The organism is Streptomyces sp. NPDC056144 (assembly GCF_042264145.1).
Taxonomy (GTDB): Bacteria; Actinomycetota; Actinomycetes; order Streptomycetales; family Streptomycetaceae; genus Streptomyces.
The window spans coordinates 458,485-470,795 of record NZ_JBHJVF010000004.1 but is presented as its reverse complement, the minus strand read 5'-3'; the positions used below and the strand labels follow the sequence as shown (position 1 = coordinate 470,795).

Genomic DNA, 12,311 nt, shown 5'->3' with positions numbered 1-12,311 from the left:
GACCGGTGACCCGATCAATCGCTCAGCAGTTGTCTGAAGGTGGGGATCCAAGAGAGTCGCATCGGCGTGCCGGCGCCGCTAGACGCCAATGCGCGGAAGGTGATGATGGCCCAGCGCAGCCGAGACACGACGCCGGAGCTCGCCCTGCGGCGCGCCTTGCACGCATGGGGCTTCCGGTACCGCGTAAACCTACCCATCCCTGGAATGCCTCGGCGTCGTGCCGACGTCACCTTCACTCGATGGCGGACCGCGATCTTCGTCCAAGGATGTTTCTGGCATGCGTGCCAGAAACATCTGCACGCTCCGAAGCACAACTCCGAGTGGTGGAGCCGGAAGCTCCAGGGCAACGCTCTCAGAGACGAGGAGACCGATGCGCATCTCTTGCTCCTGGGTTGGCTGCCGCTGCGCATCTGGGAGCACGAAAGCGTGGAGGGTGCCGTGGGCAAAGTAACGGCAGCCCTCGCCACCCGTGGCCATCCTCTGGCCCTGCGGCTGCAGAAGAACACGAAGCGCTCCATGGGGCCAGACCCCTGAGCAATCCGATCGAACGGACCGGATTCACTTGCGGGCTGTGAGCTCGGCAAGGAGGGCCACAACCGTGGCAGCTCCCACGACAGCGGAACCCGCTTCTGGTGCGTACAGAGCCAGGATGGTGACGAGCACACCAACCAGCAGAAGGACGGCAACACGCACACTGGCGGGTTCCATTGGCATTCGCCTTCCGTACGGGAGAGAACGGGGGTGTGCACCCAGCGTGTGCCCCTCGCAGAAGACCTTGACGACCTGAGACGCCACCTGACGGCTTCGGCTAAAATCCCCGCCGTGCGACATGGTCTCGGCCGAGAATCGAAGATGTCGTGCATGCCTGTCGGCCCATCTGATTGACAGGACCTGACACAGGCCGACGAGGGGAATCACATGGCGGGCGTCCAGTCTTGGAGGAAGCCGGACCTACACGGACGCCCCGTGCTCAAGAAGCTCAACGACGGCCTGCACGATCTACGACTGGACGCCGGGCTCCCGTCTGCACGAAGCATCCGCGACCGGATCGGGAAGGATGCTCACGACTATTGGATCGTGAACCACCAGGCCGTGCTGGACACCTTCCAGAGACCGCACCTCCCCAAGCTGGGCCGCCTGGAGCTCATCGTCGCCGTCCTGTCCGAGGACGCGGGTCACGACGACCCCGAGGGCGAAGTCGGACGGTTCAAAGGGCTGTGGAAGCAGGCGTACGACGAGACGGTCGCGCAAGCATCCGTGCAGCCACCGACCGATGCCGCGGCTTCTGGCGTCGGTGACGAAGCGAGAACCCCCACCGATCCTGCGGATGCACCCGACCAGGATGCCGGGGGAACACATCAGCGAGGGACATCAGCCGAAGAGGAGACGCCTCCTGACCTCGACGAAGCGGCTGCACGCGTCAACTACGCCGAGGAGTCCCTGAAGGGGCTGATCATCAACGCGGCGCAGGCCCTGTGGGACGACAAGGATGCGCTGAGGGTCTTCCTAGGCGTCGTGCGCCGCGGTGAAGGCTTCGTGAAGATGGCTGACGCCGTAGGTGAGAGCAGGCCGGCGAACGCCACGTTCTACGGGGTCAAAAGCAGAGAGTTCGAGGTGGCCCCTTCTCCGGCAGGGCATGAGTTGGTCATGCTGCACCGCCTCCTCCGGAAGCACAGGGTCAAGCGACGGTGGTCGTTCACCTACCTGGGAGAAGAGACAGGCATTCCGTCAGATGACTGGATCCGTTGGTACACCCACGACGAGTTGCCGACTCGTGAGGCAGTCGTAGCCTTCTCTCACGTGGCGCACCTGATGCTCGAGGACCACGTGCTTCTCCTCGGACTGTGGGAAGCGGCCCACGAGGCGTTGAAGGCGCAACGTTGCTTCGAGGATGTATCGGAACGGATCACCTTCGACGAGGCATGGTCGATGCGGGATCCGGCAACACCAACCTTGTGGGCACTCGCGGGGATCACAGGAGAAGAGCGGCGTGCGTGCGGGCCTGACCTCGCAACAGGAACTGCTCCGGCATTCATCGTGGCAGGGCCACCGGGGTCAGGGCGATCCACAGCTCTGGTGAACATCTCGCGCTCTCTGCTCGCCGCCCATGCCCGCGTCGTTCTGGTCGCGCCAAAAGCGTCCCCCTTGCGAGAAGCGGCCGGCCAGGGCGGAGTGGTGGACTGCTTCGTACGCGACGACCTCAGCACCGCCGAACTCGAGGCAGCCCTGTCGTCGGCATCTCCCGAAGAGCCGGTCGTCGTAGTGATGGACGACGCGGAGGTGCTCGACAAATGCGACGCAGGACGTCTGCTCAAGAGCGTCGTGCAGCACGGATTCGAAGAAGGTACGGCCCTGGTGGTGGGCTGTCGCGAAGACAAACTCCCGTTCGGCTTCGGCTGGCTCGAGGAGACGAAGAGGGCCCACCGCGGCCTTCTGTTGTCCCCGCAGGAGCGGAGCACAGGCGATGCGATCGGCATCAGAATCGGCGACTCCATCACTGGCTGGACCATCGCCCCTGGTCGCGGCTGGCTGCACCTCGGGGACGGCAAACTGGTGCCTGTCGCTGTGCCGGGGTGAGGCACCGCCGAGAATGGTCAGGAACGCCTGGACAAAGAGCGTGACCAGCCGTTGAAACTGCTGAACTTGATTGGGTGATGTCGGGGATGTTCGCCTGACGCCAGCCTGTCGGCTGCGGTAGCCGTGAGGTGCGCGCAAGGCGGCGGGCTGACCATCAAGGTCACGACAGCCGGCCGGTTCGCTGACGGGGTCCGCCCCTTCTCGATCCAGGCTCGGGCAAGCGCGCACGGCCCGCGCCGAGGGACGTCTCGGGCACGGACTCCGAGGACTTCGCGCTGTACCGGGAGAAGCTCCGGAGCCGCCTGCCGGAGTCGCTGGACGAGCTCCACGGGCCGACGCACGGTGACGTAGAACTGCCGCCGAACCTCGCTGTTCCGGGATGACCTCGTACGATCTAGGCAGACCTCGCCAGCACGTGGACCTGTACCGCACCGTCCTGCACGGCGACCTGTCCCGCTACCTCAATCAGGACCTCCTCCAGCAGTGGCCCGTACTGCGCCCCTTGTCGGCTGCACGGTGAGCACCCCATGGGAGGACGCCTTCCCCAACTCGCCTCCTACACCGCGGCAGCCGCTCAACGGACATACCGGAGCTGCACCTCCGGCTCCCGGCGGATGTGATCGCCCTGGGGCCGCCGGATTCCTTGGTCCTCACCGACGGCGCCGTAAGGGCGCACCGCGAACAGCCAAATGACGCGGCAGGGAACCGGACTTCCGGGGTCCGGGTTCCCTGCCGCACAGACTCACCCTGTAGCGCCCTGCGCCAGTTCTCGGGCCTTGCCGGCCCACTCCCCCATGCGCGTGATGGCGGAAGTCATCTCCTGCACCGCGCTGGAGACGTCCTTCACCGGTTTGCGGAGGTGTCGGCTCCAACGGACCAGGCCGCTCGCGGAGGTACCGAGAAAACCGAACTGCGACAGTCCCGTCCGGGCCACCTCGTCCAAGTCGATGAGCTGCTCCAGGAACGCGTCCGTTCCCTCGCCTCGTTCGTCAGGCGCTGTCACCTCGATCAGGCTCAACGCGGCCCTCACCCCGCTGTCCACTGTCGTCATCCGCTCCGCGAAGGCCGTGGCGACGGTCCTCATCTCCCCGGCAGGTGCGCTCAGCGACTCCGCGTAGCGGGCCGCCGCCGCGAGACGGGCGCTCGCGGGGGCGCTCGCCTGGGTGAGGTCGAGCATCTCGCCGGTGCTCTGTTCGGTCAGCGTCCGGATCGTCTGTATCACCTTCGTGATGGTCACCAGGTGAGCGGTCATCTCGTCCATCCCGCCTTCGATCGCGGCGAAGTCGTCCAGCAGGCCGGGGGGATCCTCGTCGGCCGTGGCGTCTGCATTCGTGCTCCCAGCGGAGGACGACGGTCCCTCGGCCGGTTGGAGCGCTCTCACGACCCGCGCCGGGGTGAGGGTTTCGAATCCGTCCCTGAGCCCGGCTTCCAAGGCGGTCTCGATCTCCCGGCGCGCTCCGGCCAGGTGGCTGCGTGCCCGTTCGTACCGGATCGTTCTGATCGACGCGATGTCGAAGGGCAACTGTCCGGCCTCCCCGATGTGGATGGTCGGCTTGCCTGTGATGTGACGCAGCCCCAACTCGTACATCACGTTGGGGTTGCCACCGCTGACGTCCGCGATGACCAGGTCGGACTCGATGACGTGCCGGCAGATCTGCTCGTTGATGTCACCGGCGTGCGCGATGCCGTCCGCACGTACAGCGTCGATCTCGTACTTCGCGCAGGCCGGCGCGATCACCTGCTCGAAGATCCCGAGATGGTGCTCGTAGGACTCGCGCTCGGGGGTGCCGTGAGCAGCGTACGCATCACCGATGGGGCCGATGACGAAGCACGTCCGGCACCGTTCGGGCTCCCGCCGATAGGCCGGCGACACGTTCATGAGGGATCCTCCGTTCCACGGATGTCGGTGGCGTCGAGCGCGGCCGCGTACGAGGCGCCGACTTCCAGGTCAACGGCGTACACGGGACGCTCCTCGATGCCGAGCGAGCGCAACAGGTACGCGGTCGGGATGCGGTAGCGCCGCCCGATGCGTAGCACCGGGCAGGGGAAGGCACCGCGGCGGATCAGTTTGTACGCCGTACCGGGACAGACCCCGAACGCGCGGGCAGCGGTCCGCAGGTCGACGCTCAGGGGCAGGTCGAACGCCTCCGCGAAGCTCAGCGGCGGGCCGGACCGGGGGCTCACCGCCGGGCTCCCACAGGGCGCAGCACGAGCGTGCCGACAAGGTCCGCTTCCTCATGACGCCGGGCCCGGAACACCACGTCGGGCAAGCCCGCACAGTGCGCGAGTGCCCCGAGCCGCTCCCCTTCCCGCCGTGTGCGCGACTCGGCGAAGCGGAGCGTCGCGCACAGACCGTCGGGACGGGGCGGGGGTACGAGGTGCAGTTCCCACGTCTCGACCGACCGCTGCGGCTCCTCCCCCGCAGCCGTAGCGATGCGGGCGTCCGCGAAGCGCGCGACGTCCACGACGGGCACCTCCCTCCTGATGCGGTCGGCGTAGGCCCACATCCGGTTCACCGCCTCCTTGATCAGACGTCCGCCCGTGTCCGGACCGTCCGGATCCGCGGTGTCGAGGGCGGCGAGTAGGGCCAGTACGGCCTCCGCCTCCAAGTCGGCGCGCTCGACCCTCAAGCGGCGCAGGATCCGGTACAGGTTGCGGTGCAAGCCGGGCATCGCCAGCCAGACCACCAGCAGTCTCCCCTCGGCGTCGCCACCCGGAGGCTCCTGCTGGGCCTCCGTCACGGCCTGTCGCCAGATCGCCGCCCGCAGCCCCTCGTCGCGCCGCGGCCCGTACAGAGCGTTCCTGCAGTCCTCCGGGGACAGCCGCACAGGGCGGTGGCCGTCATTCACCACGAGGAGGCGCCGCACACCTCCGGGGTCCCTGAAAAGCGTCGCTGCGATCAGGGCGAACACACCGTCGGGGTCAGTCCTTCTCATCACTTCTCCTTTCCGGCCCCATCAGGCCCGGGTACGACAGCGCCTCGGCAGCCCGCTCACAGGCGCTCGCAAGGGCAGTCAGCGCCGACCGCACTGCGACGAGGCGCTCGACCGGGGTCGGGCTCGCCGTTCCGGGCCGGAACCAGGACGGGTCAGCCGCAGCGGCAGGCGGGTGGATGCAGATGTCGCCGTACAGGTCGTTGCCGACGTTCACCCCGTAGTCCGCCAACTGGGTTCTGTCCCCTTCGAACCGGAACCCGGCTTTGTGGGGGACCGTCATCGGGCGTGCCCGGGACCGTCCGCCGTGGGCATCGCGGGCAGGCCGAGATTGAGGCCGCCGCGGACGTCCCGGCCTACGGCGACGCCATGGCGAACGTGCTGGGAGAGGTTCGCCCGATCCACCACGGGAACGTTCGGCAACGGCAGCGGTTCGTGCCCGCCATCGACGGCCGCTCGCATGTCGTCCGGCTCGTGGCCCGGCACGCGGATCCAGCCGTACCCTCCGAACTCCTTGACCTGTACGTGGGCGCGAACGTACTGCGCCGGCTCGAGGCCGGGTTGTCCGGACCGTACGACGTCCTGGTACAGCCGGTCGGACACGATGACGGCGAGATCCGCCGAGGTGAGGGCGGCCAGCACGGCCTTCACCTGGGGCGCGTTCACGTAGCGCGCCACGGCAACGGGCGCGGGGCCGGCGTGGCCGAGGGCGGCATCCGGAGCGACACCGGTGTCGACGGCCAGCCGCAGCCTGACACGCGGGGCTGCGGAACGCGCGTTGAGGGCGCCGAGACGGACCGCCAGGTGGTGTACGAAAGGCCCCAGGACTACAGCTTCCGGGGTGGTCTCGGGGAGGACGGCGAACTCCATGTCGCCCTGCGGCTGACGAGCCCAGGCCCCACGGTCCAGTCCGGTCAGCGTCGCCGCTTCGTCCAGCACCCGGACCAGGTCGGACTGCACGGCAGACTGGGTCCGGGTGTCGAGGAGACTGTACTGCTCCATGTCCGCCGCCAGGCACAGCCGACGGCGCGGGATGCTGCCCGAAGGCAGGGGGAAGAGGGGTTCACTCATACAACTCGCCACCTTCCAGTGGTTGTTGGGTGCGCTGCACGCCAACTGTCCGAGGAAGGGGTCCGGGCGGTCCAGAATCCCGCTTTTTTACGGATTTCTTGACACGTCACCACGTCACCACGTCACGGCGGGCAGAGCCGAGCCGCCTGCCGCAGTCCGGCCACGTCACGTACGAAGGTCTGCCGTTCGCCCGTGGAGATGAGTCCGTCCGCCCGCAGCTGAGCAAGCATCTTCTGCACGGTGTTCGTTGTGGACGCGACGAGGTCGGCGAGCTCGGACTGGGACAGGCTCACCTCGATGCGCACCGAGTTCCTGTCCGGCTTCCCGTGCGACTGCGCCAGCTCGACCAGCAGGCGCGCCAGCCGAACCGGGACCGGATGCCTGCCGTAGTCCAGTGGCCAGCGCTCGGAACGGCGGAGTCGGCGGCCGATCACCCCCTTGAGGGCCGACTCGGCTTGCGGATTTTCGCAGAGAAAGGGCAGCAGTTCGTGACTCGGGATGACGGTGGCGATCACCTCGCGGTCGGCGGTGACAGTCGCCGACCTCGGCCCGAGGCCCATCGCCGCCACCTCGCCCACGACGTCCCCTTCGTTCTTGACGTCCATGAGCACCGCCCGGTCCCCGTCCAGCCCACCGGTCACCTTCACCACCCCTTGGTGCAGCACCATCAACTCCTGCGAGTGATCGCCCTCCTGGATCAGCACGTCCCCCACGGCGAAGCTGCACCGCGTCCCGAGCCGTGCGAAGGCCTTGCGCGCCCCGGCCGTCAGCGTGTCGAGAAAGGTCGCGCGACCATCCATGTCCGAGCCATGAATCATGCGCACAGCACAGCACGCGCTCGGTGCGGCGGTCCGCGACTTCCGCTCGGACAGCCGGTACCACGAGTGCACTTCAGGGCGCACGACGGCGCACACCCGGAGCACCTTCCGTTTCTCTTCACGGAGTGCCTCAGCCTCGGTCGACACTACCGATCGCTTCGGCCACACCATAGGCCCCACGGAGCAGCAGCTGGTCCAGCAGATCGAGAATCTCGGACCGGCGGGCAGCCGAGGTGGCCTGGGCATGGGCCCGGACCAGTAGCTCCCCGATGTGGTGGGCATCGGCAGCGGCGCGAGTGGCCAGATCGGCCGAGGCGGCGCCGAACACGGTGAGGAACCGTCGTACGCAGGCGAGTACCAGCTCGTCGACCCGGTCGGGGGCCTCTTCGAGAGTGATCAGCAACTGTGGCAGGGCCAGTGCGAAGGCGTCGGAATCGATCAGTGCGGTCACCGTGCGGCGCACGGGCCCCAGACGTCGTCCCCTCAACGCGACGGCTACAGCGGCGGCGGCTTCTCGCACACCTTCTTCCTGGTCGTGGAAGAACTGGACGAGTGCGTGATGTGCCAAGGCCTGGTCCCCGGTGTTCACGAGACGCTGGGCACACACGTCCGCGGCGCCCTGCCGCTGTGCTCCGTCCTTCCCTGCGAGCACCTCCGCCAGTAGGTCCGTCGTCTCCCACTCCATCGCCGCCAGCGCCGCCACCCGTCCACCATTCCGGCGCACCGCTGGCACCGGGGAACGCAGCATTCGTTCCCTCACCGGTCCGCCCGCCACCGGGTCCCCGTGGCAGAGGGCCACGAACAGGCGAAACACCGTCCCTGAAGCCAGGAGCCGGTCGGGGGCCCGGACGAGCACGGCGAACGCCTCAGCCACTGCGGGACGGTCGTACCGCAGCGCCGCGTGCAGCAGATGAGCCGCGCACGCCCGGACGGGAAGCGAAGGGTCGGCGGCGATTCTCCGCAGGTGAGGTACGAGCAGGGCGGCACGGGAGCCGTCCGCAGCATGGATGAGCAGGTCGCCCAGGATTTCGACGGCGCTGCCACGCACGGTGTTGATCCCTGCGGTGAGGAGGTCACGCTCCGCGTCCGGTTCGCTCCCCACGTCCCCCTCGCCGATCACGTCACCGGCGTCGGCCTTGTCACCGGTGTCGTCGAAGCCGAGCGCGCGGTCCAGGAGCGTCTCCACGAGGTCGAGCGGCACTGAGGTGAGGTACTTCCGCATCGCCCAACCGAGCCAGCGGTCATGAGCCGGCCTGCACTGAACCGAGAGGTGACGGACCGCCGCGAAGACGGTATCCGGGTCGCCGTAAGGCTCCGCGTCTCCGAGGCCCAGAAGAAGCGATGCTCCGTAGGCCGGGTGCATCCCCGCATCCATCCGTACGGCGAGTCGCGAGAAGCGGCCGGGCGTAGCCGCCGTCATGCTCCTTAGCACGTGGGACAGTTCCCGGGCCCCACCGGTGAAGGTCTCCCAGTCGGTGCGGTCCTGACTGTGCTTCCTCATGGCGCCCAGCCACTGGTCGTCGCTCATGCGCTGGGCCGCCTCCGACGTAATGGGCGGCCCGATGGACCCGCCGGTCACCCCTTTAGGCTCGTCCGGTTGCCGCATGTCGCCGTGACGCCTGCGGAGTTCTCCGAGCCGGCGCACCGCCCGCTCGGACAGCCGGTCTTCGGGGAGCGCCGTCAGCAGCGTGAACTCATGCCAGGGCGAGAACTCGTCGTTCGGAGGAAGGCGCAGGTGGAGAAGCGTGTCGACCACCTGCCGGAGCGTGTCGTCGGGCAGGGCATTCCCAACGGCACACAGAACCTCGCGGGCCCCCCACACGATGTTGGATCCGTAGCCGGACAGGAGGCGGTGTCGGCCCTGCAGAAGGATCTCCACGGACCAAGAGGCGAGAGTGGGCCCCGCCTCGATCAGGACCTGGTAGAGGAGCCACTGAGCCGCCTCGTACGGCACGCTCGCGAGCCCTGTCACCAGACCACGCGCGCGGGCGGGGTCTTGGCTCGCCACGATCCGCAGTGCCTTGGCCGCGCCTTGGAACAAGGCGTCACCCAAGTCACTGGGCCGGTCGTCGGGATAGCGAAACGCGAAGTGCCTGTCGTAGACCGGGCAGCCCTCCTTCGGCGGGAGCGCGGTCGCGGCCATGGCGGCCAGGAGCAACGGCAGGACCCGAGCGCAGAATTCCTCCGGAGCGCCCGCCGCGGCAGCCGCGACGACACGCAGGGCCGAGTCGTCCCGGGTGAGCAAGAAGCCGACCCTTCCGTCGTCTTCGAGCCGGAGCGCGTCCGGGCGATCCGAGACCATCGCTCCGATCAACTCGACTGCCCAGGAAGGTCGTTTACCCGCAAGGTCCTGCACCGAGACCCAAACGAGGTGCTCGCGTCCGGCGAGGAGCCCCGATCGCGCCCCGTCCAGCAACAGGTCGAAGAGGCTCCTGCTGCCGGCGAGATCCGCGAAGCGGACGACCCGTTCCAGCCAGGATCCCAACCGAGGATCCGAGGCGTGCGGTTCCAGGAGGCGGGCCACCCGGTCGGGGAAGGCATCGGCCCCGGCGGCCATCATCCGTACCGCCCACTCGTGTTCCCTTTCGTCGGCACTGGTCAGCCAGTCGTCGAGCGCCGCCTCGTCATCCGCGCGCCGGAACCACGCCGCGTTGCTGACCTCGTTCACGAGCTGGTCCCGGAAGAGGGGACGGGTGTCCAGTACACGTGCGACGGCCCCCCACTCACCGGCGGTGGGAGCCTCCAGGCCGCGCAGCACGGCCAAGGTGATGTCTTTCAGGTGGTAGCGGATCTCCGGGCTGATGAGCAGTCCCTCGACCTCTTGGGTGAACCGCTCCGGGTCCAGGTCCCGCAGATGGTCGAGGACCTGCCGTACCTGTCCCCGCCGGAAGAGCTCCTGGTCCCCACCGGCGAGAAAGGTGACCAGATTCTCGTCCAGCCGATGCCAGTCGCGCGCGAAGGCGTAGTCGAAGAAGCTCTCGTGGAAGAAGGCCAGTTGCCGGCCTTCGCGCACGAGGACGTGCTCCGACACCAGCACGTCCGCACTCGATGCGAGGGCGTCCGCGTCGAGCAGGCTGTCAGGAACGGAGAGCCTTTGCCGCGCGCTCATGGCCGCCACGACGGCTGAGATGACCTCGTGGAAGCGTACGGAAGGCTGGCGACGTGCGCAGTCCTTTCGTTTAGTGTCCCAGAAGGCGTCGAAGAGCTGCCGAGTCGTGCGGAAGGAGAGGGCCGCCTCCTGGTCCGCGACCTCAGCCAGAAGGACCAGATGCAACGGTGACCGCAGCAGAGCACGCTGCGACGGTGTGACGCGTGAGGCGGCCAGGCCCATGCTCGCGAGCGCGGCATCGACCTGGGCATCGGTGAGCGACCCAACCGCAATGTGCGCACAGCGGTCTGATGCGGTGAGCCGACGGATCCGTGGATCGGCCTTGGCATCGAACTCCCGGCACACGAGGACGATACGCATGGCCGAGTACGCCATCGCCTCGTCCATCAGGTCGGCCACCGCGTCGAAGGTTTCCGGGATGCGGCCCGACGCCATGCTGATCGCGTCGAGCTGGTCCACGATCAGCACACAGCGACGCCCTTTCGCCGCGGCTGCGAGCGCGCTGACCGGTGACCCGGTCAGCCCGATTCGCAGACCCAGCTCGTGGGTAGAGGTGAAGGGCGCCAACCGGTCGAGACGGAAGGCGAGCACCGCGGTGTCCAGTTTGGTGAGGCCGTCCAGGGCCTGGTACAGCACCGCACTCTTTCCGCCGCCGGCCGCACCCGTCAGAACGGTGACCTGCTGTGCGTCGCTCAGGACCTGTTCCACCAACTGATCGGTTGTCTCTCGAGGGATGGCCGGGCGGAGCAACGCGCGTTCGACGCTCGACGCCCACCGACGCGTCGCCTCGCCCACCGCATACGTCGCCTCGGCGCCGTCCGTCCGGCTGACCCGCCTCAGCCCGTACTCTCCCAGCCGGGCGCTGATGGCCGACGCATCGAGCGTGGTCCCCAGACTGTTCAGCAGGAGATCACCGAGCCCGAGAGCCGCCAGGCGCCCCGGGGCCCCTGCAAGGACCTGCTCGGCCAGGACCGCGTTGGTGTGCACGAGGTCCCGCTCGTTGTGCCACTCCACCCACAGCCCTCGCAACATGCGCCAGGCTGTCGCATCCGAACCGAAGACGTCGGCCGCGGCAAGGGCGTCGAAGGGGCCCTGAAGTCCGTCGGTGAGCCACTCCGCCTCGAAGGCGGCAAGGGTGTCGGAACGGCGAGCACGGTCGGCGAGCTCGTCGAGCGAACGAGCGGGAACCAGAGAGACGAAGTGGAACGCGCGGCCCGCGTCGACGTGGGACCGCAGGCTGCTCCACACGTCCTTGTCACGGAGGGAGGCGACGTTCCAGCTATTCGCGTTCCGGTTCTGCCGCTTGACCTGGTGCACCTGGGTCCTACCGTCATGGCGGTAGACGAACTCGACGCCGTCCCCCAGTGGAGAGCCCGGCTCCAGGGTGATCGACGTTCCCGCGCCCAGCAGCACGTACAGTGCGTGTCTGATCGTCCAGGCCCCCTCGTAGCGGTTGCCGAACTTGTCCGTCTCGCCTCCTGGCCTCGGTGTCACCACTGCTCCCTGCGGTCGCCCAGGCGACCGTGTCAGCCGCGCGCCTGCGCGGACGGTACCGCACGTGCCAGGCGCAGCAAGGGCCGTTGCACGCAAACCTGCCTGCTCCACAACTGGCCGCCGCCTCTGCCAGATGAAGGAACAGGCGGGATCGGACATGGCAGTCTGCGCTGGCTGAGCCGATAGCAGTCCTGCGGGACAACGCCCTGCTCTGTGGCTCTCTCTCCCCCCCGGACCAGCCGCCCTTCCGAAGCGGCTCTCACCGGGGAGAATCTGGGGAGAATGAAGCGCCTCTGGGGAGCGCCTGGG

10 protein-coding genes are annotated in these 12,311 nt (G+C 68.1%); 3 read left to right on the top strand and 7 right to left on the bottom strand.

Translation table 11 applies throughout. The annotated features are described in order from the left end of the window. The first annotated feature begins 39 nt into the window (after positions 1-39). From vsr to ACFC0Z_RS16115, 3 genes are all read left to right on the top strand, one after another. A complete protein-coding gene (gene vsr, locus ACFC0Z_RS16125) occupies positions 40-534 on the top strand; it encodes a DNA mismatch endonuclease Vsr (RefSeq protein WP_376437665.1) in 495 nt (164 codons plus the stop codon). Positions 535-966: 432 nt separating this feature from the next. Further along, on the top strand, positions 967-2,577 hold the full coding sequence (locus ACFC0Z_RS16120) for a hypothetical protein (protein WP_376437663.1): 1,611 nt from the start codon (positions 967-969) through the stop codon (positions 2,575-2,577). A gap of 379 nt (positions 2,578-2,956) precedes the next feature. After that, positions 2,957-3,097: a hypothetical protein gene (locus ACFC0Z_RS16115; RefSeq protein ID WP_376437660.1), complete on the top strand. Its 141-nt coding sequence runs from the start codon at positions 2,957-2,959 to the stop codon at positions 3,095-3,097. A 222-nt stretch (positions 3,098-3,319) separates the two neighbouring features. On the opposite strand, the gene ACFC0Z_RS16110 is transcribed toward ACFC0Z_RS16115, so the two are convergent. The 7 genes from ACFC0Z_RS16110 to ACFC0Z_RS16080 form a co-directional block, all read right to left on the bottom strand. After that, positions 3,320-4,456, bottom strand: coding sequence for a hypothetical protein (locus tag ACFC0Z_RS16110; protein ID WP_376437658.1), 1,137 nt, complete (start codon positions 4,454-4,456; stop codon positions 3,320-3,322). Beyond that, positions 4,453-4,761, bottom strand: a complete 309-nt coding sequence (locus ACFC0Z_RS16105) for a helix-turn-helix domain-containing protein (protein ID WP_376437656.1) — start codon at positions 4,759-4,761, stop codon at positions 4,453-4,455. Before ACFC0Z_RS16105 ends, ACFC0Z_RS16110 begins: the two co-directional genes overlap by 4 nt. Next, on the bottom strand, positions 4,758-5,513 hold the full coding sequence (locus tag ACFC0Z_RS16100; RefSeq protein WP_376437654.1) for a hypothetical protein: 756 nt from the start codon (positions 5,511-5,513) through the stop codon (positions 4,758-4,760). Before ACFC0Z_RS16100 ends, ACFC0Z_RS16105 begins: the two co-directional genes overlap by 4 nt. Next, the gene (locus ACFC0Z_RS16095) at positions 5,500-5,727 is read right to left on the bottom strand and encodes a hypothetical protein (RefSeq protein ID WP_376437651.1); all 228 of its coding nucleotides are present in this window, start codon (positions 5,725-5,727) and stop codon (positions 5,500-5,502) included. Before ACFC0Z_RS16095 ends, ACFC0Z_RS16100 begins: the two co-directional genes overlap by 14 nt. A 62-nt stretch (positions 5,728-5,789) precedes the next feature. Further along, positions 5,790-6,581: a hypothetical protein gene (locus ACFC0Z_RS16090; protein ID WP_376437648.1), complete on the bottom strand. Its 792-nt coding sequence runs from the start codon at positions 6,579-6,581 to the stop codon at positions 5,790-5,792. A 122-nt stretch (positions 6,582-6,703) separates the two neighbouring features. Further along, positions 6,704-7,495, bottom strand: coding sequence for a Crp/Fnr family transcriptional regulator (locus ACFC0Z_RS16085; RefSeq protein ID WP_376437645.1), 792 nt, complete (start codon positions 7,493-7,495; stop codon positions 6,704-6,706). 34 nt (positions 7,496-7,529) lie between these two features. Beyond that, positions 7,530-12,005 carry an NACHT domain-containing protein gene (locus ACFC0Z_RS16080; RefSeq protein ID WP_376437642.1) on the bottom strand — a complete coding sequence of 1,492 codons (4,476 nt, stop codon included), beginning with the start codon at positions 12,003-12,005 and terminating at the stop codon, positions 7,530-7,532. Positions 12,006-12,311: the final 306 nt, after the last annotated feature.

Excerpts from the sequence above, each read along its gene's own strand:
- ACFC0Z_RS16100 (WP_376437654.1), bottom strand. The coding sequence starts at position 5,513 with ATGAGAAGGACTGACCCCGACGGTGTGTTCGCCCTGATCGCAGCGACG.
- ACFC0Z_RS16110 (WP_376437658.1), bottom strand. The coding sequence starts at position 4,456 with ATGAACGTGTCGCCGGCCTATCGGCGGGAGCCCGAACGGTGCCGGACG.
- ACFC0Z_RS16115 (WP_376437660.1), top strand. The coding sequence starts at position 2,957 with ATGACCTCGTACGATCTAGGCAGACCTCGCCAGCACGTGGACCTGTAC.
- ACFC0Z_RS16090 (WP_376437648.1), bottom strand. The coding sequence starts at position 6,581 with ATGAGTGAACCCCTCTTCCCCCTGCCTTCGGGCAGCATCCCGCGCCGT.